This is a genomic window from Gilliamella sp. wkB171 (assembly GCF_001693755.1).
GTDB classification, from domain to species: domain Bacteria; phylum Pseudomonadota; class Gammaproteobacteria; order Enterobacterales; family Orbaceae; genus Gilliamella; species Gilliamella apicola_F.
Map to the genome: position 1 here is coordinate 80370 of NZ_LYST01000051.1, position 26706 is coordinate 107075.

Sequence of the window (26706 nt, forward strand, 5' to 3'; positions counted from 1 at the left end):
ATCCTTTTATTGGTAATCAAAAAAAGTACAAACCGATGAGAAATATTGGAGTAGTAAAGATTAAGGCTGTCATGCAATAGCCCATGATATCTCGTACCCCTAATCCCGCTATTGCAAGAGCAGGTAAAGCCCAGAATGGCTGTAACATATTCATCCACTGTTCACCATAGGCAATGGCCATGGTTGATTTACCTAAATCTGCACCTAATGATTGCGCAGCAGGAATGACAAACGGTCCTTGAATAACCCAGTGACCACCGCCAGAAGGTACAGCAAAGTTAATAATGCCAGAACTGAAAAAGGTCCAAATTGGGAAGGTATCTTTATTAGCAATATTGATAAAAAATTCAGTAATTAATCCACCTAAACCAGAGTGTTCCATCATTAACTGGATGCCTGCATAGAATGGAAATTGAATGATGATTCCTGCAGTACTTTTAGCTGCATTAGACACCGCGCGCATATATGCCATTGGTGTGCGGTGTAATAAAATCCCTGCAGTTAAGAAGATTAGATTAACGGTGTTGATAGTAATGTTAAAGCCATGATTGTAAAAATAGATGGCTAAATAGCTAATCCCTAGTACACCGATCAATAACGATAATATTTTGCTCTCTTCTAATTTTTCAGCTGCTGTTGCTGTTTTTCGGTCGATCTTTTTCTGAAAATCAGGTTCAGGAGCCAGTAATTCCGGATTAACAGTATGAATCGAATCATCTTTACGAATCATAAAACGTACTAAGATCGGTAAGCAAATGACTAACATGACTGTAATAAAAATATTACTTGCCGAGAACATTGTGTGTGAAATAGGGATAATCCCTTGAGGATTACTTTCTGATACCATAAAGTGAGAAACAGGATTATTCGGCGTAGCAGCCATTAGTGGCATTGAACCCGATAAACCGCCGCCCCAAGTCATGAAAGCAATATAGGCACATGCAATTAACAAACCATAATCAACATTTTTGACTTGTCTTGCCACTTCTTTGGCTAACATAGCGCCTACGACCAATCCAAATCCCCAATTTAAAATACAGGCTATACAACCAACAAAAGTAACAAGCATCGCTGCTTGTGTTGGGGTTTTTGCTAATGAAGCAATAGAGACTAAAATGGCTTTAACTGGGGGAGAGCTTGCCAAAGCATGGCCTGTCACAACAATCAATGCCATTTGCATACCGAATGCTAGTAGGTTCCAAAAACCATCTCCCCACATTTTAACTAAGCCAAGGGGTTGTGAATCGGTTAATCCCCATGCCATAAAAAAGATAACAAAAGTAAGTAATAATGCAAAAATGAGTGGATCAGGTAGATATTTGCTAACTAAACTCGTGGTATATTTTGATAATCGAGAGATCATATTGCATTACTCCTCATGACCAATTGACATGGTTTTTAAATTCTCAGCAATTAAAAACTCAGCTTGTGTTTTACTTTTAATTGTGGCTAAATCGACTCCATTGGCCATTTCAATTAAGTAAAGCTGGCCATTGCGAAACTCGAATACCGCAAGTTCGGTAACAATCATGTTTACTTTTTCTTTGGCGGTGAGTGGTAAAGTACAATGGCGTAATATTTTTGCTTCGCCATTTTTAGTGCAGTGCTCCATGGCAATAATCACTTTTTTAGCGCCTGTGACTAAATCCATCGCACCACCCATTCCGGGTACCATTTTGCCGGGGACCATCCAATTGGCTAGATTGGCATCTTGATCAACTTCTAAACCACCTAACACGCATGCATCAACATGCCCACCTCGAATTAATACAAAAGAAAATGCACTATCAAATGTCGCGCCACCGGCGATGATGCCACAAGGTTGTCCTCCGGCATTGACAATGTTTGGATGATCAACCGTTTTGGGGCCTAAGCCTAAAAAACCATTTTCAGATTGCAATGTGATATGAACATCTTTCGGCAAGTAATTCACGACTTGTGTTGGCAAACCAATTCCTAAATTAACGACATCGCCATCTTTCAGTTCTTGTGCGACACGCCTAGCTATTAACTCTTTATTATCCATTATGATTCTCCTTAATTATCAGAACTGACTATGTAATCAACAAGTGCTGCTGGCGTCATAACGGCATCTGCGTCGATTTGACCAATTTCAAGTAAATTATCCACCTGAGCAATTACGGTATTTGCTGCTGTTGCGATTAAAGGATTGAAATTGCGAGCTGAGTATTGATAAACAAGATTACCGCTATAATCGCCTTGATAAGCTTGAATAATTGCCAAATCGGCAAGGATAGGGAGTTCTAACAAATATTTAACCCCATTAATGGTCAAAATTTGCTTACCTTCTTCAACGATTGTTCCAACGCCAGTTGGGGTTAATACGCCGCCTAAACCAGCACCGGCAGAACGAATTCTTTCTGCAAGCGTACCTTGTGGAACTAATTCAACGTCGATTTCACCTGCAATCATTTTTTTCCCGGTTTCAGGATTCGTACCAATATGTGAGGCGATTAATCTTTTCACGCGATTATTGGTGATTAACGGACCAACGCCGGTATCGACAAAGGCAGTGTCATTACCAATTAAAGTCAAATTTTTAACGCCTGAATCTAAAATGACTTGGACGATTTTTTCAGGTGTGCCACATCCCATAAATCCACCAAACATAATTGACATGCCATCTTTTAAATGCGCTTTAATTTGTTCTGAGTTTATTAATTTTTTTTTCATCCATTTCCTCCATGGTATAAAACTAAAATAGTTGTTATTACAATTTCGATTGCAAATGCCATACCACACCAGATAAGAGGATAAGGATTTAATTTATTTATTTGATTTAAAAGTATTTAATCTGATTTTTATATTGAAAATAAAAGTGACTTCACGAAATAATTTGCATATAAGTGCAAAATTTATTGCGTGAGTAAAGAATGGAAAAATGACTAAGAACTGCATCGTCATGGGTTAACCACTATTTTTATTTTAAAACATATGTTATTGCGTAACTTTTTTCACAGATAAAATCTATTTTTAAAAATTTAACCCCAAAACACATGACTGCTGTAATTATAGTCTATTTAAACTTGACGTCTAAACAAGGCAATGCTAATATTTGCCACCTATTCAGATAGACCCCTACGGCGCGTTGGCAGAGTGGCCATGCTGCGGATTGCAAATCCGTCTACCTCGGTTCGACTCCGGGACGCGCCTCCATTAAAACGTCCAGCAAATCAATAAATTAAATAGTTAATCGCTCAAAAAATTAAAGCACTTAGAATATACAGTTAGAATAAATCTTCTTTATGAGTGGGTTTAACGTCGGTGTAACTTTGACTTTTCTGTCATAGGTATTAACTTGTTTTGGTGATTGATTGAGTTTAATTTTAGGTCTTGTTTATGTTGTGAGTATGCTTGTTATTTTATTGATGGCATCACACAATTCATGTTTTTTCTGTAACGTTGATTCAAGTTTGAATGATTATTACTAGAAAACCACTTAGTATTAAATACAAACTGACCAACAAATTAATAGCGTCTGAATTATTAGTTATATATTCCTTGCCTAAATAAGACATGAAAGCACTCAATGAAACGGTTAGTATAAATTTCATTATATTCACTGTAACCATCCTAACTGATAGTTTCTGTTTATTTGCACTGTGTTATTCGTTTGTAATACCACTTTTTTCAAGTTCTAAATAATAATTTTTCAGGCAATCCCAAGCACTGATCAGATTCATGGTTTTACCATCTTTTTCAACTTTTACAGATTTTTTTATCTTCAAATCATTGAAAGTAATTGTATTCCCGGACTGTGTTTTTATGCAATAACCTCTTTTTTCATCATTAATAAAAGCAGTGCCTAGCTCACATAACTGTTTTGATGATATTTGTTTATCTTTATGGTTTAAATTAAAGGTCAAACCGACTTTCATGTTTGCTAATTCTTCAATGTCAGTATCACCGTTTTGATTAGAAAGACTTTTCAATGCACCTAATATACCTAACGCAATTTGATCTTTAGTCTTGTGATCTTTCAAGTTTGCATATTCCAGTGATGCTTTACATAAATTTAGATTTAAATCAATGTAAGACACGCCATCTCTTTTTATTAATTTAATTTTATCTTCCTTTGTCGCTGGACTAAATTTTATACATGAAGGAATTAAGTTGAAATTACTTCCTATTAATAATTTTAAATGTTTTAATGCGGCTGAAATTCCCGTGGTGCATGGACAGCTAATCATATCGTTTTTATAAACTAAAACACATGCACCTCTATCATTCCAGTATGGCTCTGAGGTAGCTGCTGGTATACGTTCGTAAAACGCTATATGAAAAAGTAAGATATCTTTCTCTTCAACTTTTGCATACTCGTATTTTCCGATGTAGCTGACTCTATGATCCAAGTTGATATAGCGTAAAAATGTATTTGTTCTTGACTCAAGAATTTTTTTTAATGTTTCCTGAAGATTTAAAGCAGGTTTTTCCTCGTCACTAATATTAATCAATGAAAATCGATGATAATACATTGTTCTGTCTGTTGTCTTATCTTTTGCCATTTTTCTTTCCTATATCCAATTAAAATTATCTATTTTATTGTGTCAAAAAACGCCGAATTTTTTACCTTGCTCCATTTGAAGCGACTATCTTTTTCTTCTAAATATTCTTTAACCATTGTCCAAATAATTCTAATTTATTGTTTTAATGTTCTCATAATTGTATAGTTTTGACTTAAAGCAATTAGTTCAAAGTACATTTTTTCGTGTTCATTATATTCCAGTTTTCTATATTTTTTAGCAGTTGCTTAGGATTTTCCCTTCATTGTTACTACAAATTCACAAGGCGTTGTTTTAACAGCCGGGTGAATAATAACAATCTCACTTTCTTTAAATTCAGGTTTCATTGAATAGCCCTTGCTCTGTAACGCAAATGATTTATCTAATAACTCTATTAAGATTATAATATATTCAAATCTAGTTGAATTTCTCAAAATTCATAGCTTGCACATTTTTTAATGCTTTTTCTTTCCCCCTTAACAACCATGCCATATTGCTCTTGGATGCAAGAGAGATTTCATACAAGTACCGTGTTTTTTTACATTATTACTTTAGTTAACAAGATGTAAAAGTTGGAAAAGGGGGGGGATGTTTTAAATGAAGCAATGAATAGCCTTGGTATTCAACAAGAAGCTATTAATTTATTCAATGGTAGAATTTTGTCACGAGGTAAAGTGTCGATGTGTTACCCGCGCACAGCTATGCAAAACATCATCACCAATAATAATGCTAACGGGTCATTACAATGACGAACAACTTATTGTAATAAAATTAAGGTATCTTTTAGATGCTCTTTCAACTAATTTCTTTTTTTATATTAAAAGTAATTATTTTTTTCGAGTAACTTAATAAAAAGAAAAAATTTGCTAACTATGTCAAAGCGATTATTGATGAGATAAGATGAATAAAAAAGCTAGGTTCATTAATAAAAGCGAAAGAAGATTATAGATAAAATTATTAATTGATATAATCAAACTTATTTGCACCAAGGTGTTTGTGGCCTTAGATTTAGCTGTGTGGATGTTTTACGCTTTCTCTTTATAGCTGCTCCATTAGGAGCATGGTATATTTATGGACTCGTTTTCGTTTTAGCCATTTAACTTCTTGTCGCTAATAAAAAAGGGTGGTAACCGAAAATTGATCATTACAGGTAAAATATTAATTACGTTTATTGTTATCGATTATATCTGTAACGCATTGTTTATTCTTTCTTAAAAAAATATTGATAATTTTAATATCTTTAATCTGATTGGGTCACTAAAGAATGAGTTTTCATCAATTTTCTTAGATCTAAGCTATTTTGTCTGTTGCTATTAACAATCTGAAAATAATAGAAGTTATAGTTAAAACTGTTAGTGAATTTTGATACGTTTTGATTTAAATACAATCTTATTGACCACAGAAAGGAAAATAACTTATGGCATATTTTAATTATCATGCAAAAGCAAAAAAATTAATTCAAGATGGTATGCTTATTCATTATGAATTTGTCGATAATTGGAATGGCATTAAACCCGCTTTAGTTCTCTATTTCAAAGATGCTAAACCGATGCCAATTAGAGAATATCGTTGGCAAGAATATTTACCTTTAATTGGTCCAAATCAATAATCATTTTTATTAAATTTAAACCAACCGCATCTATTTATTTAGTTGCAGGGCAATATAAAGTAACACTCGGTCGTCAAATTTGGCTAAATTAAATCCTGTCAAAGCCGCAATTTTATTTAAACGATACTCTAAGGTATTGCGATGAATAAATAATGCTTCTGCAGTTTTGTTATATTGTAAATTATGACAAAACCAAGTGGAAAGTGTTCTTTGTAGTACTCCATTAGAGTCTTCTAATTGTAATTTTTTCAAAGGTGATAGTAACTCTTCAGCTTGCCAATCTTGATTTAGGCTATCAAGTAATACAGGTAAAATAAGTTCTTGATAATAAAAGTTACGGCATTGTGGCATCCTTTGTTTACCGACTAATAGCGCTGTTTTAGCTGTTTGATAGGAACGGACAATCCTATCTTTATTTTGATGAAAATAGTTCCCCAATGAAATTCTCACTAAGAATTTACTGGAAGATTTGATATGGCTCACTAATTGTTCTAATTTTTGTTTATGACTAGCAAGATCCCAACGATTAAATTTATTCAGTGCTGGCATCAACATGACGATTTCTGTTAATGATTTTATTGCAACAAGATTATTCTTAGTAATGTTAATTATCTCATTTTGTATATATTGTAATTCACTCATGGCAGTTTGTATGCCTAGTTGACCGCTATCAACCTCAATTATCACAACAACGTAAGGTAAAGAAAGATCGATATTGAGTTTTCTGCTCCATTCTGTCACATCTACTACAGTATTCTCTGATTGAATTATGGATAAAATAAATTCTTCTTTTAAGCGATTGTCTTGCGATAATTGATTAAGTAATTGCGCTTGTTCCATCATCATTTCGGCTGACATGCAAACTAACTGAGCAAATTGTGTGATTTGAGTCGGTTCGCCAGTGATGCCGATTACGCCAACGATTTCATCGTTTAATTTAAGTGGAAAATTGACGCCAGGCTTAACCCCTTTAAGTGTTTTTGCTGTGGGTGAATCGATGGTTACTACTCTTTTTTGTGAAATGGCTAGCATTGCGCCTTCATGTAGTTGTCCAATTCTATCCAAATCTCCACTACCAATAATTTTACCCTCACCATTCATGACATTAACGTTGTGCTTGATAATTTTCATTGTTTTTTCAACGATATATTGAGCAAGAGTTGGCGTGAAATTATTAGATTTCATAGGACAAATACCTTAAAAGGTTAATAATAAAATAGCCATTAAAATATTGGTTTTAAATTGCATTTTGTATACAACTTATTGTAATAATAACAACTTGAGTTATGTAAATTATTTTCTAACATGAAAACGATAATATCTTTACTATTTTAATAAAGAAAATTTTATTTATAAAAATAAGGTTAAAGTTTAACTAAATTTTATCTTTTAGTTTACTTTACCCTTTTTAACTTCTTATCGGATCGTTGCCTAGATTTTGTTTTTAAGTTGAGCGATATTAATTAAACGAGCTATATTTTCGCTTGTTCGTTCAACATTACAAAAACCTGAATCCAATAAATCTTCTATATTTGCAGCACATGGAATGATGCCAAAAATTGCATCAATTCCTTCCGGATAAAGTTCATTAATATTTTTACCAACAGTACCCGCTAACGCAATAACAGGTATACTTAAGTTTTTAGCAACTTGTGCAACACCATAAGGTGTTTTTCCGAATTTTGTCTGAAAATCAATACCACCTTCGCCAGTGAAACAAAAATCAGCGCCTTTTAATTTGTTTTTTAAGTCACTGTACTGGATAACAATATCAATGCCTCGTTCCATTTTACTGTTAGTAAAAGCCATTAATCCTGCTCCTAATCCACCTGCAGCCCCAGCACCAGGAATAGTCGCTACATTTTTGCCGAGTTGAGATTGGATAATCGAGGCATAATGTTTTAAATTGTTATCTAGTTGTTTGACCATTTCAGGGGTTGCCCCTTTTTGTGGACCAAAAACGTTTGAAGCACCTTTTTCTCCGCATAATGGATTAGTTACATCACTAGCAACTATAAACTGAACTGTATTTAGTGCTGGATTTATATCAGTCACATCAATTTTTACTAATTCAGCTAGTGCACCACCACCTTTGCTTAATATTTTATGATCTTTATCATAGAATTTAACCCCTAAAGCTTGAGCCATTCCAGCTCCACCATCATTAGTTGCGCTACCACCAATACCTAAAATGATTTTCTTTACGTCATGTTTTAAGCAAGCTAGAATTAATTCACCTGTACCGTAGGTTGTGGTAATCAACGGGTTACGTTTTTCTTTTGATATTAATTGAATGCCACTTGCAGAAGCCATTTCAATAACTGCAGTAGTTTTATCACCTAATATTCCATAATGTGCGGTTACTTTATCGCCTAAAGGGCCTGTTACTTGACAAGAATAAAGCGTACCATTTGTTGCATCAACTAAGGATTGTGTTGTTCCTTCACCACCATCAGCCATAGGAACATGAATAAAATTTGCATCAGGGTATACTTTTTTTAAACCTGATTCCATTGCTTTACAAACTTCCTTTGCAGTCATACTTTCCTTGAAAGAATCCGGTGCAAGTACAAATGTTTTTTGTTTCATAACATAATATCCCGATATTAAATAATAAAGTCATATAAAATTGTTGCGACGATTGTCATCGTGCCACCAACAAGTGCTTCGAAAGGAATTAATTTCATACGTTGTTTGATTGACATGTTCATACTATTACCTGTGACATGGAAATAGTTACCTTGAGGTAAAGAGTCAATTACAGTAGCACCGGTATGCATCATGACAGCAGCGCTTATACTTGGTATTCCTAAATCAGTAATGGTTGTACCAAACGTACCTGTTGCTAGAATTACTCCTGTTGATGTTGAAGCGGTTGCTGCAGCCATTAAAATACCTGAAATTGGTGCAAGGTAATAACCTGATATCCCCATAGAATCAATAATATCAATAACTTGTTTAGCTAAGTTTGATGAACCAATTAATCCTGCGATAGCACCAGCTCCAACCAAAATAAGTACAGTCGGCGTCATTTTATCGATACCTGATTTAGTGTACAGCGCAATTTTGCGATGCTGACCCATCGCTAGCATACCAACCATACCGGCAATAGGTAAAACATATAATGCATCTAATTTTAAGTTAGTTAAAAAATCAATATGAAATATATTACCAATTGGACTTAGCATTAGTAATAAGATAGCAGTAACAGGTGCGACAATAGCTTTTCCTAATGAAGGATTATTGGTTTTTTCCTCAGCATTATTTTTTAACATTAGTACTTCTTGAGTCGCAATTTTGTCGCCTTTATTTTTTATTAATGAAGCAATAACAACTGTAGCAATTAAGCCAAATATTGCAGGAATGAAACCAGCAATCATCACATCGCTTAAACTTAAATTAAATCCATTTGCAACGGCTATTGTATTTGGGTTTGGAGAAATAATATTTCCTGCTTTTCCGCCTCCAGATAATGCCAATAAAAGTGCTAAACGTGATATGCCCATTTTATTGCCTACTGATAGTGCGATAGGGGCTACAATTAATACCGCAACAGGTATAAAGACACCTGATGCAGTAATAATTCCTGTTGCTAACGCTAAAGCAAGTAGTGCTTTTTTCTCACCTAATTTTCGTACCACTGCTTGGGCAATCGTTTCTGCAGCACCTGATTCCATCATCACACCAGCTAAAATACCTGCAGCTAATACACGAATCACCGTTCCCATAATACTTTGTGTACCGCTAGTTAATATCGATACTGTTTGAAGTAAGTTTGCGCCACCAATAAAAGCCCCAATGATAGCTCCAAAGAAAAGTGAATAAACAGGATTTATACCACGTAAAATTAAAAAAATAGCTAAAAACAAACCTATCAGTGCACCGTACCAATTGATCAGTTCAGTCATTAAAATTCTCCTTGTTTTGAAAATAGCATTAATTTGAATTCGGCTAATTTTAATCTTAGGTTGAGTTTAAAGCTATGTAACATTGCCCAAAAATCATAAGTTATTAGCCTGAAAAAATTGGGCGTAGTCATAATTTAATGTGAGCCGCGCCACATTATTGGGAAATATATTTATCATTTTAACAATGAGTTAGAAAATATTTTTCAATACATAATTGATTTTATATTTTTTTAAGTAGTTTTTAAAAATTATTCTTACATGATGCTTAAAATCATTTTTCTAAATTAAGTGATTCACATAAATTTGCCAACCGATCCGCTAAAGCGTAAAATGCCCACCTATTTTGCTTAACCTATTACTGATAAGTAATACTGACTTGAAATCAGAGGCATTTTTTAATGACACTTTTATATGCAAAACCAGAGTTACTTTCTCCTGCTGGTTCTTTAAAAAATATGCGTTATGCGTTCGCTTATGGTGCCGATGCGGTTTATGCCGGTCAACCACGTTATAGTTTGCGCGTTCGTAACAATGAATTTAATCACGAAAACTTAGCTATCGGGATTAATGAAGCCCATGCACAGGGTAAAAAATTCTATGTGGTTGTTAATATTGCGCCACACAATTCAAAATTGAAAACATTTATTCGAGATTTAGAACCGATAGTTAATATGAAGCCTGACGCATTTATTATGTCAGATCCAGGATTGATTATGTTGGTGCGTGAGCATTTTCCAGAAATGGAAGTGCATTTATCGGTACAATCGAATGCCGTTAACTGGGCGACAGTGAAATTTTGGCACAAAATGGGATTAACCCGTGTGGTTTTATCGCGTGAATTATCACTCGATGAGATAGCAGAAATACGTGAAAAAGTACCTGAAATGGAACTTGAAGTATTTATTCATGGTGCACTGTGTATGGCGTATTCAGGGCGTTGTCTGCTTTCCGGTTACATTAATAAAAGAGATTCAAATCAAGGTACTTGTACTAATGCGTGTCGTTGGGAATATAAAGTATCTGAAGGCAAAGAGGATGAAGTAGGGCAAATTGTGCATAAATGTGAACCTATACCAGTTCAGCAAATTGATCCAACTTTAGGTATTGGACCAACCACTAATCAGGTTTTTATGCTTGAAGAATCTGGGCGCCCAGGTGAATATATGCAAGCCTATGAAGATGAGCATGGTACTTATATCATGAATTCAAAGGATTTAAGAGCTGTTGAGTTAGTCGGTGATTTGACTAAGATTGGTGTTCATTCTTTAAAAATCGAAGGGCGAACTAAGTCTTTTTATTACTGTGCAAGGACTGCTCAAGTTTACCGTCAAGCTATTGATGCAGCGAGTGAAGGTAAACCTTTTGATCCACAATTATTAGCTGAACTTGACTCGCTAGCTCATAGAGGCTATACCGAAGGCTTTTTACGTCGTCACAAACACGAAGATATGCAAAATTATGTGCATAGTCATTCAGTGTCAGACCGACAACAATTTGTTGGTGAGTTTAGCGGTGAACGTTTAAATGGTCTAGCCGAAGTGATTGTTAAAAATAAGTTTTCAGTGGGCGATAGTGTGGAAATGATGACGCCTAAGGGCAATAAAAACTTTGTAATTGAACGAATGGAAAATAAAAAAGGGCAACCTGTTCCAGCAGGTCTTGGTGATGGACACATTGTTTATATCCCAATCCCCGAAGAAATTGACTTAAATTATGCACTACTAATGCGTAATTTTGATTAATTTATTTTCGATTTGAAGCTGTTCGGGGAACAAGCCGAACAGCCTTTACTATCTTACTATTGACGAATCAAATCGTCACCAAAAGCTATCCATTTATAAGTCGTTAATGCCTCAAGTCCCATTGGTCCGCGAGCATGCAGTTTTTGCGTACTTACGGCAACTTCAGCACCCAGGCCAAATTGTCCACCATCTGTAAAGCGAGTAGATGCATTGACATAAACCGCTGCTGCATCAACTAAATTAACGAATTGTTCCGCATTAGCTAAATCTCGCGTTAAGATAGCTTCGGAATGACCGCTGCCATATTCGCGAATATGTTCAACAGCCATAGTTAATGAATCAACAATAACGACATTTAAATCTTTTGATAGCCATTCTTGGCGAAGCTCTGCATCTTCAACAGGAAATACGTTGGCAACGCCTGTTTCCAAAATTTTAAATGCATCGGTATCGGCATGTAATATAACGTTATTATCTGCCATGATTTGACTTAGTTTGGGTAAAAATGTATTGGCAATATTAGTATGAACAAGTAATGTTTCAAGTGTATTACAAGTACTCGGACGTTGGGTTTTTGCATTAATAATTATTGGTAATGCACAATCAAAATCCATACTTTCATCCATGAACATATGACAAACACCAATTCCACCTGTAATAACTGGAATAGTGGAGTGTTCACGACACAATTTATGCAAGGCCGAACCACCACGTGGAATAATCATATCAACATATCGGTCGAGCTTTAGTAGTTCATTGATATATTTACGATCAGGATTATCAATAAATTGTATCGCGGTTTTGGGCAGTCCAACTTGTTCTAATGCTTGTTGAAGAATCGCTATAATAGCGGTATTGGTGTGAATAGTTTCTTTACCGCCACGTAATATTGTGGCATTTCCTGTTTTTAAACATAATGCTGCAATATCAATAGTTACATTGGGTCTTGCTTCATAAATTACGCCGATAACGCCTAGCGGCACTCGGTGACGTTGTAACTTTAATCCGTTTTCTAAGGTTGAACCATCAATGACTTGGCCTATTGGATCGGTTAATAATTCGACTTTACGTACATCATTTGCGATAGAGGCTAGCCGTTCTGGGGTTAATAGTAAGCGATCAAGTATTGCCTCACTTGTTCCTTGTTGTTTAGCTAGTTCAATATCTTTTTTATTTGCATTAAGGATGATTGTGCTGTTTTTTTCTAGTAAATCAGCAATACTACTTAACACTTTATTTTTAATGGCAGTAGGACATTGTGATAATTGATATGAAGCTTGTTTTGCATCTTTTCCCATCTGTTGTAACATTTTTTGCCTCTACATGTAGTATTTTTATAGGTTATTTAATTAGCATATCATCACGATGTACAGCAACAGCGCCATATTCATAACCAATGATTTGGTTGATTTCTTGAGAGTGGTGTCCTGCAATTTGTTTTAATGCATCACTATTATAACGACTTACACCTCTAGCGATTCGTTTTCCTGACTTATCACAGATATCAATGACTTCTCCACGCGAAAAATCTTTTTCCACCGCTACAATTCCTTTAGGTAAGAGCGAGCTACCATTATTTAAAATCGCGTTGACAGCACCGTCATCTAGTATGACTTTTCCGGCATTTGGCGCGCCATATAACCAATGCTTACGATGTTCTAATGGGGTTTTTTGTGGTAAAAAACGCGTGCCCACCGCTTGATTATTGACGGCATCAATTATCACATTTTCTTTATTTCCAGCGGCAATGATGACTTCTATGCCAGCACTACCCGCCACTTCGGCTGCCTGAATTTTAGTGCTCATGCCTCCGGTGCCAAGACCTGAAACACTATCCCCAGCGATACTACGTAAATGATCGTCAATATGTTCAATTTCTGCGATTAATTTTGCATTTTTGTCGGATCTAGGATCAGCTGTATATAAGCCCTCGATATCTGTTAATAATATAAGTTTATCTGCTTGGGCTAAAATAGCCGCTAGTGCAGACAAATTATCATTATCTCCAACTTTGATTTCGGCTGTAGCGACAGCATCATTTTCATTGATTACGGGAATGATATGGTTATCTAACATTGCCTTTAAGACATCTTGAGCATTTAAAAACCTTTCACGATCTTCTAAATCGGCTCGCGTTAGTAACATTTGACCAATGTAGATTTTATAAATCGAAAATAATTGTTCCCAAAGTTGTATTAACTTGCTTTGTCCAACAGATGCTAACAATTGTTTTGATGCGACGGTATTAGGAAGAGTAGGGAATTTTAGGTATTCACGACCCGCAGCAATTGCGCCAGATGTAACGATGATAATTTTATGTCCGGCTTGATGTAAGTAAGAGCATTGTCGAATCAACTCAACTATTCGAGCACGATCTAGTTCTTTCGTGCCACCAGTCAATACACTGGTACCAAGTTTAACCACTACAGTTTGTTGTTTTTTATTGTCCATAACAATACTCTTTTTAAAATAATGTATTACAAAATAGTCTCCATCCATTTTACCGATTGCGTTAGAGCATCATGTAAGTTTTTTTGTAATGGTGTTTTTTGTATTGTAACTATTTTATTTTGCTTAGTTGAATGAATTAATTTTGCTTCATTAATACTACTTAATTTATCACCTTCAAAAACAATATTCATAACAGGCAAAGAACAAGCATGGGTCAAAAGACCTTGATTTTTTAGCGAAAAATAATTTAATTCTGCTGCTAATTGCTGGTTTGATACACAAGGTAATCCAAGGCGGCTTGCTAACATGTCTTTATAAACATTAGGAAGACTTTTTTGTAATTCTTTATTTACAAACATTTCATGAACAAAAGGCGTGAAATTAAATAACCCTTTAATTTTATTTGGCATTAAGTAAGCTAAACGCGTTGCAATATGTGAGCCAAATCGAAAGCCCGCAACAATAACACGATTACTATCAATCCAAGGAATGTTTGAAAGCTGTTCAATGATAGCTTGGTAAATTTGGCTACTATTTTGTGTTAAAGCGAAGTTACGACTAAAACCAACAGTTGGTAAATCGACTGTTAACATAGCTAGTCCATTTGGTGCTAAAAATTCACTGAAATATCGGTAATAATCGATTTGTAAATTACCTAATGCATTACATACTAAGACGACAGGGCATACACCATCACAATTTTGTGGTAAATGTAAAATTGTTTTAACATTACGTCCATCGACGTTAAATTCCAATTCTTTACTTGTAAATGGTGAATAGCCTAATGCCTTATGATAAGCGTGATAAGCACATGTTTGCGCATACATAGCTAGCTCATCATTTTTAAAATGAGGATAGCTTGCAATACTACAATATTGACTAGCAATCAAATAATATTGATTTAGTTTAGATTTATCATCTTCGGTTAAATTGGATTTATCGATAGAATCCGCCTTGGCTTGCCATTTTGCTGCTTGATTCAAAAACTCATAAATCCAATTACCTGGTTGATAACCAATAACTGAATCTAACCAGTTATCATTGGTATGGCGTTTGGTCGAGGCTGCTATTTTTGATAGTACTTCTTCCAGTTCTAATTTGGGTAAACCACGCCAATACCATAAAATAGGGTTGACAATCCGATACCATTTTAAATCAACTTCACCATCTAATGGGCTAACACTGTTACCTGCGCTGCAATCAATACGATTGACAAGCGTGGTTGTTTCAGGATAATCATATTGTGGTTTAAAGATCTTTTCTGATAGGTTTTCGGTATTTGTCATCACAACCTTAGTATCCTTATTATTTATGATCACTAATCGGTTTTACAAACATTACCCCAGTATCCCACGGTTGTTCAATCCAAGTGTCTTGCTCGATATCGACAATATAATCATCAACTAATGGTTTACCTGCTGGTTTGGCAAAAATAGTTACAAAGCGTGCTTTAGGATACATATCTCGAATAGTATGAGCTGTATTACCTGTATCAACTAAATCATCAACGACAATAAAACCTTCGCCATCGCCATTTGCTTGTTTTAATATTAACTTTTCGCGTTGATGATCATGATCATAACTTGAAATACAAACAGTATCGACATAACGGATACTTAGTTCACGAGCAAGAATAGCAGCAGGAACTAAACCACCACGACTAACAGCAATGATGCCTTTCCATTGGTTTGCGGGTAATAATCTTTTTGAAAGTTGTCGACCATAGGATTGTAGCATTTCCCATGTTACGTTGAATTTTTCTTTTTCAGCGATGAGTTCTGCTTTATGTTGTTTTTTAGCTTGAATTTCTTCTTCTGTTAGTGTTTGTTCTATTGACATGAGTAACCTGCAATTTTAATCGTTAATAAATTAATATTAATGGACTTGAAATAGATGTAAAATTGCACCTTATTATAGAGTGATTAGACAAAAAAAACCACTCATTAATTCATTAATGACATAATATTGAGGTTAAATTATGCTATCTACATTAAAGCCAAAATTTGTTTGGCAGATTTTTAATGATATTTGTAACATTCCACATCCTTCTCATCATGAGCAAATGATAACTAAATATATTGTTGATTTTGCTAATTCACATCACATCAGTTGTGAACTTGATAAAGTTGGTAATATTTTGTTAACAAAACCTGCAACTAAAGGGATGGAACATTGCCCATCAATTGCATTGCAAGCTCATATGGATATGGTTCCACAAAAAAATGAAGGTACTGTCCATGATTTTTTTACTGATCCTATTGAAGCCTATGTTGATGGCGAATGGGTTAAAGCAAAAGGAACGACACTTGGCGCCGATAATGGTATAGGTTTGGCATCTGCTTTAGCTGTTTTAGTCGATCCAGCTATTGAACACGGTCCAATTGAAGTTTTAGTGACAACGTCGGAAGAAACAGGTATGCATGGCGCATTCGGTTTACAACCGAATTGGTTAAAAAGTCACTATTTGATTAATACTGATTCTGAAGATGAAGGCGAAATTTTTACTGGATGCGCTGGTGGGGTAGATTTCACCTCAACTTTCGCTGTGACTTATGCGGTTATACCTGAAAAACATGATTGTTATATGCAGATCGCACTTAAAGGTCTTAAAGGAGGACATTCTGGTTGTGATATACATTTAGGGCGCGGTAATGCGATTAAATTAATGGCGCGATTTTTAGCTGAATATGCGCAAGATATTTCATTTCGCCTTGCTGATATTAAAGGCGGCTCACTCCGTAATGCAATTCCACGAGAAGCTTTTGTCGAAATCAGTTTAAGTAAAGATGATTTATCTAAATTAGAATCTATTATTGAACAATACAAATCGACATTACAAAATGAATTAGGAAAAGTCGAGCCAAACCTAGAAATTACCTTAACTGAAGTTAAATCTGATAAGATTAAACGCGTTTTAACGACAGAACACCAAAATAAAATTATTAATTGGCTAAATTCGGCACCAAATGGCGTAGTGCGAATGAGTGATCAATTGCAGGGTGTTGTTGAAACCTCATTAAATTTAGGCATTGTGAATATTGAAGATAACCAACTTTATGTTCATTTTTTAATTCGTTCACAAGTTGATAGTGCAAAAGATGCGGTTGTTTCAACACTTATCTCACTCAGTCAGTTAGCTAATGCGAATTACGAAATAAAAGGGGGATATTCTGGTTGGGAGCCAAATTTAAATTCGTGTCTTTTACAGTTAGCACAAGATAAGTATTATGAAATCTTCTCGCAAAAACCGAAGATTATGGTTATCCATGCTGGATTAGAATGTGGCTTATTTAAACAGTCTTATCCTAATATGGATATGATCTCAATTGGCCCAACCATTGTTTCACCACACTCACCTGATGAGAAAGTTAATATTCAAAGTGTAATTCGTTATTGGGAATTACTCATTGCAATGTTACGTTCTGCAACTCAATTAAAATAATTTTAAAATCCTGTCGTATTTATTCGACAGGATCTTTTTAGTATTACATCTAACTTTTTCTTAGACTTCACCTATTTTTGGTGCGTGATGACTCATATAATCACGCCAAAATATCTATCTTTTAAAGTGTTAAATGAAATAAATCGCTAGAATGTCCAAATCGCTTTCGAAAATTTAAATTAAAAATGAAATTAAATTCATAAAAAGTGAATAAAAATTCATTTTATTGCTTGTGTTGATATAATAAATATCCTACTATATGTCTATTATTAAAAATAATAAATAAGGAATAATATGTTAAAAGCAATAATTGTGGGAGCGAGTGGTTATGCAGGTGCTAAACTTGCTTATTATTTAAATAAGCACCCTAATATCGATATTATCGCCTTAACTGTTTCTGAAAATAGCCAAGATGGTGGTAAATGTATTTCAGATCGGGATTTATATCCTCAGTTAAAAGGTATTGTTGATTTACCCTTAATTGCAACCAATGATTATTCTTCCCTTATCGAGCAGGTTGATGTTGTGTTTCTCGCAACCGATCATCTCGTTAGCCATAATATTGCGCCTTATTTTTTAGAACGAGGTTGCACAGTTATTGATTTATCAGGTGCTTTTCGTGTTAATGATACTTCTTTTTATGAGCAATATTATGGTTTTGAGCATCAACATAAAACCTGGTTAGAACAGGCAGTATATGGTTTAGCTGAATGGAATTATAAGGCAATAAAACAAGCGCAATTAATTGCAGTGCCTGGTTGTTATCCTACCGCATCACAATTACCGTTAAAACCATTAATTGAGGAAGATCTGCTAGATAAAACGCAATGGCCTGTTATCAATGCAGTGAGTGGCGTTAGTGGTGCAGGTCGTAAACCTTCACTAAATAATCTATTTTGTGAAGTGAGCTTGCATGCTTATGGATTATTTACACATCGACATCAACCTGAAATTGCCACACATTTAAGGCAAGACGTTATTTTTACTCCCCATCTTGGTAGTTTTAAACAAGGTATTCATGCCACCATTACTTGCCTTGTAAAAGAGGGTGTTACATCAGATGATATTTTGGCAGCTTTAAATAAATATTATCACAATAAACCTTTAGTCAGAATTTATCAAAAAGATTGGCCTGCCTTAAAATCTGTAGTGGGTTTGCCATTTTGTGATATTGGATTTGCTTTAAAAGGACGACATCTTATTTTGATTGCGGTTGAAGATAATTTATTGAAAGGTGCAGCAGCGCAAGCGGTACAATGTATGAATATTCGATTTGGTTTTGAAGAAACAACTTCATTACTTTAGGTGAAGTAAATTCAGCGACAAGCTTATTAACAATTTGCAAACTATTCAATTATAAAATGATTAACTTAATTTGAATCAATAGGAAATGAAAATGAAACCATTAATTATTAAGCTTGGTGGAGTGTTACTCGATAATAAAGATGCATTAAGTGATCTATTTGATGTGATTAGTAAATATAAGAAGAATTTTCAACGTTCACTTGTTATTGTTCATGGTGGGGGCAGTGTAGTTGATTATTTAATGGACCGTTTATCCTTGCCTGTTGTGCGCCGAAATGGATTACGTGTTACACCAGCTGATCAAATTGATGTTATTGTTGGAAGCTTAGCAGGCAGTGCTAATACTACCTTGTTATCTGAAGCAAAAAAATTAGCGATTCCAAGTGTTGGGCTCTGTTTAGCAGATGGTAATAGTGTTGAAGTTAAACAGATATCAGAAGAATTGGGTTATGTTGGGGAAGCTAGCAGTGGCGATCCTAGTTTAGTAAATTTACTACTTAATTCAGGTTATCTACCCATTATGAGTTCTATAGGTATAACTCAAGAGGGTAAAATGATGAATGTTAATGCCGATCACGCAGCCGTTGCACTGGCAAAAACATTAGATGCCGATTTGATTTTACTTTCTGATGTAGTTGGTGTTTTAGATGGTAATAAGCAATTAATAGCATCATTAACTCAATCAAATGCCGATAATTTAATTGCTAGTGGGGTGATTACCGATGGCATGGTAGTAAAAGTAAATTCAGCTTTTGAAGCGGCTAAAGCGTTAGGTAGACCTATCGATATAGCCAGTTGGAAAGAAGCAGATAAACTGATTGATTTATTTAATGGAAAATCAGGAATAACAGGGACAAGAATTATTGCTTAAATATAATTCAGACAGTATATTAAACTGGTCATTTATATTTACAGTAAGTAACAAACGTCTTTAACTCATTTATTTGTCGTAAGTTAATTAAGAAAGGGTATAACATGAAAAAGAGTGGAACAAAAAAGGTTGTTTTAGCCTATTCAGGTGGTTTAGATACATCAGCAATTATTCCTTGGTTAAAAGAAAATTATGGCGGTTGTGAAGTTTACGCTCTAGTCGCTAATGTTGGTCAAGATCCTAAAGAGCTAAAAGATGTTGAGAAAAAAGCTAAAGCATCTGGGGCAGTAGCTTGTAAAGTTGTTGATTTGCGAGAAGAATTTGTTAAAGATTATGTTTACCCTGTGTTAAAAACAGGTGCTTTATATGAAGGTACATACTACCTAGGCACGTCTATGGCTCGTCCTATTATTGCTAAAGCTCAGGTTGAATATGCATTAGAAGTCGGTGCTGATACATTATGTCATGGTGCCACAGGTAAAGGTAATGACCAAGTGCGCTTTGAAACAACTTATACTGCACTTGCTCCACAACTTAAAGTTATTGCACCTTGGCGTGAATGGGACTTACGTTCGCGCGAAGCTTTAATTGATTATTTAAAAGTACGTAAAATTCCAACAACTGCAACCGTTGAAAAAATTTATAGTCGTGATGAAAATGCTTGGCACATCTCTACCGAGGGTGGTGTACTAGAAAGTACATGGAATCAAGCAAATGCAGATTGTTGGGCGTGGACAGTATCACCAGAAGATGCACCAAATAAACCAGAACTTGTCACCATTGGAATTGAAAAAGGTGAAGTGGTTTCAGTCAATGGCAAGAAATTATCGCCATACAATTGTGTTGCGACTTTAAATAAAATTGGTGCTAAACATGGTGTAGGCCGTGTTGATATTATTGAAAACCGTTTAGTTGGTATAAAATCTCGTGGTTGTTATGAAACCCCAGGCGGCACAATTATGATGACTGCATTACGAGGTTTAGAACAGTTAATTTTGGATCGTGATAGCTTTAAATGGCGTGAACAATTAGGTTTAGAAATGGCTTATGTTGTTTATGATGGTCGTTGGTTTGCACCATATCGTCGTTCAATTCAAGCGGCAGCTGATGTTTTGGCTGAGGATATGACAGGTGAAGTTGTAGTTAAACTTTATAAAGGCAGTGCTACAGCAGTTCAGAAAAAATCACCTAATAGCTTATATAGTGAAGAATTTGCGACTTTTGGTGAGGATGAAGTATACGACCACAGTCACGCAGGTGGATTTATTCGCTTGTTCTCATTATCTTCACGCATTCGAGCATTAAATGAAGGTAAGAAAAAACAACCAGCTAAAAAAGCTGATACTAAAACAACAGCAAACAAATCGAAGACAGCGACTAAAACTAAAAAATAGTTTTAATCACTAAATTTGATAAAACTTAATAATATATACAGGCAAAGTCCTGTATATATTGTTTATGGTGTTAATAGAATTATTAATTAATATATAAAAAAGCGATTAAATTAAATCGTTTATAATTGATTTAAAGATAATATTTGAGGTAATTATGGCATTATGGGGTGGGCGTTTTAGCCAAGCAGCAGATCAACGATTTAAACATTTTAATGATTCTTTACGCTTTGACTATCGGCTTGCAGAGCAGGATATCATTGGATCAATTGCATGGTCTAAAGCATTGGTGACAGTTGACGTTTTATCTTATGATGAACAAAAAAAATTAGAAAAAGCTTTAAATGAATTATTAGAATCAGTACGACAAAACCCGCAACAAATTCTACAAAGTGATGCGGAAGATATTCACAGTTGGGTAGAGCAAAAACTCATCGAAAAAGTTGGTGATTTAGGTAAAAAATTACATACGGGACGTAGCCGTAACGATCAATCAACAACCGATCTAAAATTATGGTGTAAAGATGAAATCGCTCACCTTATTACTGCTATCAATGAACTTAGAAAACGCTTAGTGCTTACAGCCGAGCAACATCAAGAAGCGGTTATGCCTGGCTACACTCATCTACAACGTGCACAACCTGTTACGTTTGCTCATTGGTGCTTAGCGTATTATGAAATGCTAACACGTGATGAAAGTCGTTTACAAGATACGTTAAAACGTTTAGATGTCTGTCCTTTAGGTAGTGGTGCGCTTGCTGGCACCGCCTATCCAATGGATCGTGATGAGTTAGCTCATTGGTTAGGATTTTCTTGCGCGACCAATAATAGTTTAGATTCTGTTTCTGATCGTGATCATATTTTGGAGCTATTGAACAATGCGTCAATTAGTATGGTTCATTTATCTCGATTTGCTGAAGATCTAATCATTTTCAATAGCGGTGAAGCCAATTTTATTGAATTGTCTGATCGTGTAACCTCGGGTTCATCATTAATGCCACAAAAAAAGAATCCTGATGCATTAGAACTTATTCGAGGTAAAGTAGGGCGAGTCGCTGGCGCACTAACTGGGGCAATGATAACCTTTAAAGGCTTACCTCTTGCTTATAATAAGGATCTCCAAGAAGATAAAGAACATTTATTTGATGCATTAGACACATGGCATGAGTGTCTAGATATGGCCGCATTAGTGCTTGAAGATATAAAAGTCAATTATGCTATTTGTCGACAAGCTGCAAAACAAGGTTACTCTAATGCAACTGAACTTGCCGATTATTTGGTGGCTAAAGGGATACCATTTAGAGAAGCGCATCACATTGTCGGCGAAGCGGTTATTAGTGCAATAGCAAAACAAAAAGCATTAGAAGAACTCTCTTTGGATGAATTAAAAATATTCAGCTCGGTTATTGAACAAGATGTTTATGAAAGCCTCTCACTCGAATCATGTTTAGCTAAGCGATTAGCCAAAGGTGGTGTATCACCACAGCAAGTTAAAATAGCCATAGACAACGCAAAACAACAAGTTTTATAACTTTCTATCAAAATCTACCTATATAATTTGCCGATGATAAGTCGGCATTTTGATAAAAACCTATTTATTAAACAAATATTTTTACTAAAAATATGATTGTATATCTTTTAAGACAGTGTAAAAATAGAACTCTTTTTGAAAGGATTAAAGTGAATTGCAATGAGTAAAAGTTATAACTTTAGTGCAGGTCCTGCAAAACTACCTGCTGATGTCTTAAAACAAGTTCAAACTGAATTATTAGATTGGCATAATACAGGTGCTTCTGTTATGGAGTTAAGTCATCGAGGTAAGGATTTTGATGCTTGTGCAATTGAAGCAACCAACGATCTTCGTGATATTCTAAACGTACCTAATAATTATAAAATTCTCTTTTGCCAAGGTGGAGCAAGAGCACAATTTGCAGCCGTACCTTTAAATATTCTTGGTAATAAAATATGTGCTGATTATATAAATAGTGGTTATTGGAGCCAGTGTGCCGCCAAAGAAGCAACAAAATACTGCAATGTGATTGAACAAAATGTGGTGATTAAAAACCAAGGTATAACCTCAATCAAACCGATGTCCGAATGGCAATTAAGTGATAATAGTGCGTATATTCATTATTGCCCTAATGAAACCATTGACGGAGTAGAAATATTCGAACAACCTAATTTTGGTGATAAAACAGTCGTTGCTGATTTATCGTCTTGTATTTTATCTCAACCAATTGATGTAAATCGCTATGGCATTATTTACGCGGGAGCACAGAAAAATATTGGTCCTTCAGGAATCACGATTGTAATTGTTCGTGAAGATCTAATTGGTCATGCTCAAAAAGTATTACCTTCTGTTTTAGACTATAAAATATTAATGGATCATGACTCAATGTTTAATACGCCACCTACATTCGCTTGGTACATGTCTGGGTTAGTATTTAAATGGATTAAAAATTTAGGTGGATTAAAAGCGATTGAGCAACGTAATCAAGCTAAGGCACAATTACTTTACCAATTTATCGATCAATCCGATTTTTATCGTAATACCGTGGCTATCTCTAATCGATCTATCATGAATGTAACCTTCTTATCACCAAATGACGATCTTGATAAAAAGTTTGTTAGCGAAGCAACACAAGCAAATATTATCGGAATTAAAGGTCATAGAATTGCTGGTGGGATGAGGGCTTCAATCTATAATGCAATGGATCTTGAAGGCGTTAACTATTTAATCGATTTTATGAAGCACTTTGAAAAACAGTACGGATAATTATTTAAAACTCTATCAAAAAAGGGAGCGACTCAGCTCCCTTTTTCATTTTGCTTAATTGTTGCAGCGGAAAACTTCACCAACCATGACAGCATCTGTTGGAGCGACTTCTGATATATAATTCAATGATGCATCTTGGGCATTATAAATCACATTTCCACCCATAGCGGCAGCTTTATTCATTAAATCTGAAGCGGCATCGCGAATAAGCTCACTGTGTGTTTTTAAACCAGAAAATAGTGAGCTACGACGACCTTCTGCTTTACCAACAAATTGACAACTAGCGGCAGGTTTTGTGTCAATAAATTGGACTTGTCTACCCGCAGAGGTGAGTTGATAGTTAGAGTTACTACAAGCATTTAAAAGTAATGCAGTTGAAATAGCTGCACTAATAAGTAAACATTTTTTGAAAGACATAATATTTCCTCAACCAATAAAACAACGAATAATTATTTATAAAGTTATTGTATCAGGTTAATAGATTAAAAAATATCTGTAATTATTAATGAATATAGATATGGCTACGAGTTAAAGATTAATAATTAAGCAACTCAACCTATTTTAATAATTAATTGTAGCAAATTAAAAATAACTCTATTATAATCGCAACCCTACTAATTAAGTAGCACTTCTCAATATGGCCCCTTAGCTCAGTTGGTCAGAGCAGTCGACTCATAATCGATTGGTCACTGGTTCAAGTCCAGTAGGGGCCACCATCGCAAGAATCAAGCAAGATTAAAAACGTTCAAAAAACCTTTAATTAACAAGCTTTATAGTTAATTTGCTGTTCAACTAAGTTCATCCAAATTTAGCTAAATTCAAACTTTTATGTTATATATTATGTTATACGTTTGAATATAACATCGAGTTGTATAACATGGTAAAAATAGTTAAGCCTCTTACAGATACCCAAATTAAAAACGTCAAGCCAAGAGAAAAGGATTACACTTTATCTGATGGAGACGGATTATATTTGTTGATTAAAAAGACTGGTTCGAAAATATGGCGCTTTAATTATATTCGCCCATCAACTAAAAAGAGAGCATTAATTAGTTTTGGTCATTATCCTCAAGTTAGTTTACTCGATGCTAGAACTCTCCGTAATAAATCCAGAGATTTAATTAGGCAAAATAGAGACCCATTAGAAAAAGAGCTAATCAATACTCAAAAGATACGAACACTTAAAAGTGTGGCCGATGATTGGCTTATACTGGAAAAGTCGCAAGGGTATAAAGATGAGACAATCAAAAAAAGTTGGCAGTCATTAGAAAAGCATGTTTTTCCTTATCTTGGTAATACACTGATAACAGATATTACCCCAACATTATTTATTAATATATTGGCTCCATTAAAAGCAGCTAGAAAGTTCGATATGATAAAGCGAGTAATCAGGCGAGTTAACAAAATAATGGATTATGCTGTTAATTATGAGCTAATAGAATCTAATAAATTAATTAAAGTAGGCAAGGAATTTGAAAGCCCAACACCTATAAATATGCCAAGTATTCGACCTAATGAACTACCTGAATTTATGCAAGCTCTTTCTTTGGCTAATATAGAATTACAAACCAGATGCTTAATAGAATGGCAATTATTGACTATCACAAGACCAAGTGAGGCAGTAGGTGCTTTATGGGAGGAAATAGATATCAAGCAAAGGATTTGGACAATTCCTGCTAGTAAAATGAAAATGAAGCGAGATCATATTATTCCGCTACCATATCAGGCTATAAAGATACTTGAAATCATGCTACCTATAACCAATCATAAAGAATTCGTATTCCCAAGTATGAAAGGTTCTATTAATAAGCCTATGAGTAGCCAAACTGTTAATATGGCCATAAAAAGGATGGGGTTTGGTGGTCGCCTTGTTTCTCATGGGTTAAGGTCATTAGCAAGTACGGCATTAAATGAACAAGGCTTTAATCCTGACTTGATAGAGGCATCTTTGGCTCATGCTGATAAAAATGAAGTTAGGCGTATTTATAACCGAGCAAATTATCTTGAGCAACGTCGTGAATTAATGAATTGGTGGGGGGATTTTGTAGAGCAAGCTAGCCAAGGAAATATATCCTTGTCAGGTAGTTAATATTAAAACTATAAATTTAATTTTGTCATATTCATATATTTAAGCCAGTCAACTAGACTGGTTTTTTTATTGTCTCTTATATAAGAATTACTTTATATATATTTTTAATAACACTAACAACACTAATAACATAATATAATTGATTTATATGTATTTTTTTAAGTGTTATTAAAAGATAATAATAACATATATAACATAAAATTATGTCATTAAATTGATTCCAAATTCGTGCAGTTTCCTAAATGAGATCCTTTCCTTTGGCTAGCTAAATTCCACTAAATAGTGGTATTTGAAGTGGTTTTTTTTTATACAGTAGTGGTATAATTTTATTAACTCATGTTTAGAAAAGAGAATTTTATGAATGAAATAGTAGTTGGAATCATAGTATTTTTAATTACTGCTCCAATTAGTGCATATTTAGGTTATAAAGCAAATATAATACAGGATAAAAGAAAAGAGTTTAATCAATTAGCTGAACCTATTTTATTTGATTTAATAAGGCATAATAAAAATTATTTAATAAATAAAGATTACAAACCACTAAAATACAATGATTTTGATCATCAAAATATTGAAAAAATTTATGTTAGAGTTAATAG

22 protein-coding genes, 2 tRNA genes and 1 pseudogene are annotated in these 26706 nt (G+C 34.6%); 13 read left to right on the top strand and 12 right to left on the bottom strand.

What is annotated here, in order from left to right:
- Positions 1–16: 16 nt before the first annotated feature.
- The 3 genes from A9G03_RS10450 to atoD are packed head-to-tail and all read right to left on the bottom strand — an operon-like array spanning position 17 to position 2694.
- A complete protein-coding gene (locus A9G03_RS10450) occupies positions 17–1363 on the bottom strand; it encodes a TIGR00366 family protein (protein ID WP_065799177.1) in 1347 nt (448 codons plus the stop codon).
- A 6-nt stretch (positions 1364–1369) separates the two neighbouring features.
- Positions 1370–2026, bottom strand: coding sequence for a 3-oxoacid CoA-transferase subunit B (locus A9G03_RS10455; protein WP_065799178.1), 657 nt, complete (start codon positions 2024–2026; stop codon positions 1370–1372).
- Between the two features lie 11 nt (positions 2027–2037).
- Positions 2038–2694: an acetate CoA-transferase subunit alpha gene (gene atoD, locus A9G03_RS10460; RefSeq protein ID WP_065799179.1), complete on the bottom strand. Its 657-nt coding sequence runs from the start codon at positions 2692–2694 to the stop codon at positions 2038–2040.
- 409 nt (positions 2695–3103) lie between these two features.
- Here atoD and A9G03_RS10465 point away from each other — a divergent pair.
- Positions 3104–3177, top strand: a tRNA-Cys gene (locus A9G03_RS10465).
- Between the two features lie 449 nt (positions 3178–3626).
- Here the strand turns inward: A9G03_RS10465 and A9G03_RS10470 are convergent.
- On the bottom strand, positions 3627–4526 hold the full coding sequence (locus A9G03_RS10470; protein WP_065799180.1) for a hypothetical protein: 900 nt from the start codon (positions 4524–4526) through the stop codon (positions 3627–3629).
- Between the two features lie 602 nt (positions 4527–5128).
- Here A9G03_RS10470 and A9G03_RS12575 point away from each other — a divergent pair.
- Both A9G03_RS12575 and A9G03_RS10475 read left to right on the top strand, forming a co-directional pair.
- Positions 5129–5272, top strand: coding sequence for a hypothetical protein (locus A9G03_RS12575; RefSeq protein WP_179854759.1), 144 nt, complete (start codon positions 5129–5131; stop codon positions 5270–5272).
- 668 nt (positions 5273–5940) lie between these two features.
- Positions 5941–6132, top strand: a complete 192-nt coding sequence (locus A9G03_RS10475) for a thermostable hemolysin delta-VPH (RefSeq protein WP_065635009.1) — start codon at positions 5941–5943, stop codon at positions 6130–6132.
- Positions 6133–6162: 30 nt separating this feature from the next.
- Here the strand turns inward: A9G03_RS10475 and A9G03_RS10480 are convergent, their stop codons facing one another.
- The 3 genes from A9G03_RS10480 to A9G03_RS10490 form a co-directional block, all read right to left on the bottom strand.
- Complete coding sequence (locus tag A9G03_RS10480) at positions 6163–7317, bottom strand: sugar diacid recognition domain-containing protein (protein WP_065799181.1); 1155 nt, start codon at positions 7315–7317, stop codon at positions 6163–6165.
- A gap of 246 nt (positions 7318–7563) precedes the next feature.
- On the bottom strand, positions 7564–8721 hold the full coding sequence (locus tag A9G03_RS10485) for a glycerate kinase family protein (RefSeq protein ID WP_065799182.1): 1158 nt from the start codon (positions 8719–8721) through the stop codon (positions 7564–7566).
- A 17-nt stretch (positions 8722–8738) separates the two neighbouring features.
- Complete coding sequence (locus A9G03_RS10490) at positions 8739–10040, bottom strand: GntP family permease (RefSeq protein WP_065635011.1); 1302 nt, start codon at positions 10038–10040, stop codon at positions 8739–8741.
- A gap of 398 nt (positions 10041–10438) precedes the next feature.
- On the opposite strand from A9G03_RS10490, the gene trhP reads away from it, so the two are divergent.
- Positions 10439–11782, top strand: coding sequence for a prephenate-dependent tRNA uridine(34) hydroxylase TrhP (gene trhP, locus A9G03_RS10495; protein WP_065635012.1), 1344 nt, complete (start codon positions 10439–10441; stop codon positions 11780–11782).
- A gap of 56 nt (positions 11783–11838) precedes the next feature.
- Here trhP and proA read toward each other — a convergent pair whose 3' ends face one another.
- Genes proA through gpt form a run of 4 tightly spaced genes read right to left on the bottom strand, consistent with a single transcriptional unit; the run spans position 11839 to position 16072 of the window.
- The gene (gene proA, locus A9G03_RS10500) at positions 11839–13092 is read right to left on the bottom strand and encodes a glutamate-5-semialdehyde dehydrogenase (RefSeq protein WP_065799183.1); all 1254 of its coding nucleotides are present in this window, start codon (positions 13090–13092) and stop codon (positions 11839–11841) included.
- Positions 13093–13123: 31 nt separating this feature from the next.
- Positions 13124–14233: a glutamate 5-kinase gene (proB, locus tag A9G03_RS10505; RefSeq protein ID WP_065799184.1), complete on the bottom strand. Its 1110-nt coding sequence runs from the start codon at positions 14231–14233 to the stop codon at positions 13124–13126.
- 26 nt (positions 14234–14259) lie between these two features.
- Positions 14260–15519: an alpha/beta hydrolase gene (locus tag A9G03_RS10510; RefSeq protein WP_065799185.1), complete on the bottom strand. Its 1260-nt coding sequence runs from the start codon at positions 15517–15519 to the stop codon at positions 14260–14262.
- A gap of 19 nt (positions 15520–15538) precedes the next feature.
- Complete coding sequence (gene gpt / locus A9G03_RS10515) at positions 15539–16072, bottom strand: xanthine phosphoribosyltransferase (protein ID WP_082209453.1); 534 nt, start codon at positions 16070–16072, stop codon at positions 15539–15541.
- A 139-nt stretch (positions 16073–16211) separates the two neighbouring features.
- Here gpt and A9G03_RS10520 point away from each other — a divergent pair, with 139 nt between their 5' ends.
- The 6 genes and pseudogenes from A9G03_RS10520 to serC all read left to right on the top strand — a co-directional run bounded on the left by A9G03_RS10520 (position 16212) and on the right by serC (position 24018).
- Positions 16212–17675 (top strand): aminoacyl-histidine dipeptidase, encoded by a 1464-nt coding sequence (locus tag A9G03_RS10520; protein ID WP_065799186.1) that lies wholly within the window; start codon positions 16212–16214, stop codon positions 17673–17675.
- A 294-nt stretch (positions 17676–17969) separates the two neighbouring features.
- Positions 17970–18980, top strand: a complete 1011-nt coding sequence (gene argC, locus A9G03_RS10525; RefSeq protein ID WP_065799187.1) for an N-acetyl-gamma-glutamyl-phosphate reductase — start codon at positions 17970–17972, stop codon at positions 18978–18980.
- A gap of 91 nt (positions 18981–19071) precedes the next feature.
- Entirely contained in the window at positions 19072–19851 is a 780-nt protein-coding gene (gene argB, locus A9G03_RS10530; RefSeq protein WP_065799188.1) for an acetylglutamate kinase, read from the top strand.
- Positions 19852–19955: 104 nt separating this feature from the next.
- A pseudogene (locus A9G03_RS10535) lies at positions 19956–21173 on the top strand (argininosuccinate synthase); the annotation flags it as partial.
- A gap of 226 nt (positions 21174–21399) precedes the next feature.
- Positions 21400–22773, top strand: a complete 1374-nt coding sequence (gene argH / locus A9G03_RS10540) for an argininosuccinate lyase (protein WP_065799189.1) — start codon at positions 21400–21402, stop codon at positions 22771–22773.
- Between the two features lie 159 nt (positions 22774–22932).
- On the top strand, positions 22933–24018 hold the full coding sequence (gene serC, locus A9G03_RS10545; RefSeq protein WP_065633639.1) for a 3-phosphoserine/phosphohydroxythreonine transaminase: 1086 nt from the start codon (positions 22933–22935) through the stop codon (positions 24016–24018).
- A 54-nt stretch (positions 24019–24072) separates the two neighbouring features.
- Here the strand turns inward: serC and A9G03_RS10550 are convergent, their stop codons facing one another.
- The gene (locus A9G03_RS10550; RefSeq protein WP_065633640.1) at positions 24073–24435 is read right to left on the bottom strand and encodes a DUF4156 domain-containing protein; all 363 of its coding nucleotides are present in this window, start codon (positions 24433–24435) and stop codon (positions 24073–24075) included.
- Between the two features lie 222 nt (positions 24436–24657).
- On the opposite strand from A9G03_RS10550, the gene A9G03_RS10555 reads away from it, so the two are divergent.
- From A9G03_RS10555 to A9G03_RS10565, 3 genes are all read left to right on the top strand, one after another.
- Positions 24658–24734, top strand: a tRNA-Ile gene (locus A9G03_RS10555).
- Between the two features lie 161 nt (positions 24735–24895).
- Positions 24896–26107: an integrase domain-containing protein gene (locus A9G03_RS10560; RefSeq protein WP_065799190.1), complete on the top strand. Its 1212-nt coding sequence runs from the start codon at positions 24896–24898 to the stop codon at positions 26105–26107.
- Between the two features lie 357 nt (positions 26108–26464).
- The coding region (locus A9G03_RS10565; RefSeq protein ID WP_143425851.1) for a hypothetical protein at positions 26465–26706 on the top strand (242 nt) is incomplete at its 3' end.

Coding starts and splice junctions, on each gene's coding strand:
- A9G03_RS10450 (WP_065799177.1), bottom strand. CDS start 1,363: ATGATCTCTCGATTATCAAAATATACCACGAGTTTAGTTAGCAAATAT.
- A9G03_RS10455 (WP_065799178.1), bottom strand. CDS start 2,026: ATGGATAATAAAGAGTTAATAGCTAGGCGTGTCGCACAAGAACTGAAA.
- atoD (WP_065799179.1), bottom strand. CDS start 2,694: ATGAAAAAAAAATTAATAAACTCAGAACAAATTAAAGCGCATTTAAAA.
- A9G03_RS10470 (WP_065799180.1), bottom strand. CDS start 4,526: ATGGCAAAAGATAAGACAACAGACAGAACAATGTATTATCATCGATTT.
- A9G03_RS12575 (WP_179854759.1), top strand. CDS start 5,129: ATGAATAGCCTTGGTATTCAACAAGAAGCTATTAATTTATTCAATGGT.
- A9G03_RS10475 (WP_065635009.1), top strand. CDS start 5,941: ATGGCATATTTTAATTATCATGCAAAAGCAAAAAAATTAATTCAAGAT.
- A9G03_RS10480 (WP_065799181.1), bottom strand. CDS start 7,317: ATGAAATCTAATAATTTCACGCCAACTCTTGCTCAATATATCGTTGAA.
- A9G03_RS10485 (WP_065799182.1), bottom strand. CDS start 8,721: ATGAAACAAAAAACATTTGTACTTGCACCGGATTCTTTCAAGGAAAGT.
- A9G03_RS10490 (WP_065635011.1), bottom strand. CDS start 10,040: ATGACTGAACTGATCAATTGGTACGGTGCACTGATAGGTTTGTTTTTA.
- trhP (WP_065635012.1), top strand. CDS start 10,439: ATGACACTTTTATATGCAAAACCAGAGTTACTTTCTCCTGCTGGTTCT.
- proA (WP_065799183.1), bottom strand. CDS start 13,092: ATGTTACAACAGATGGGAAAAGATGCAAAACAAGCTTCATATCAATTA.
- proB (WP_065799184.1), bottom strand. CDS start 14,233: ATGGACAATAAAAAACAACAAACTGTAGTGGTTAAACTTGGTACCAGT.
- A9G03_RS10510 (WP_065799185.1), bottom strand. CDS start 15,519: ATGACAAATACCGAAAACCTATCAGAAAAGATCTTTAAACCACAATAT.
- gpt (WP_082209453.1), bottom strand. CDS start 16,072: ATGTCAATAGAACAAACACTAACAGAAGAAGAAATTCAAGCTAAAAAA.
- A9G03_RS10520 (WP_065799186.1), top strand. CDS start 16,212: ATGCTATCTACATTAAAGCCAAAATTTGTTTGGCAGATTTTTAATGAT.
- argC (WP_065799187.1), top strand. CDS start 17,970: ATGTTAAAAGCAATAATTGTGGGAGCGAGTGGTTATGCAGGTGCTAAA.
- argB (WP_065799188.1), top strand. CDS start 19,072: ATGAAACCATTAATTATTAAGCTTGGTGGAGTGTTACTCGATAATAAA.
- argH (WP_065799189.1), top strand. CDS start 21,400: ATGGCATTATGGGGTGGGCGTTTTAGCCAAGCAGCAGATCAACGATTT.
- serC (WP_065633639.1), top strand. CDS start 22,933: ATGAGTAAAAGTTATAACTTTAGTGCAGGTCCTGCAAAACTACCTGCT.
- A9G03_RS10550 (WP_065633640.1), bottom strand. CDS start 24,435: ATGTCTTTCAAAAAATGTTTACTTATTAGTGCAGCTATTTCAACTGCA.
- A9G03_RS10560 (WP_065799190.1), top strand. CDS start 24,896: ATGGTAAAAATAGTTAAGCCTCTTACAGATACCCAAATTAAAAACGTC.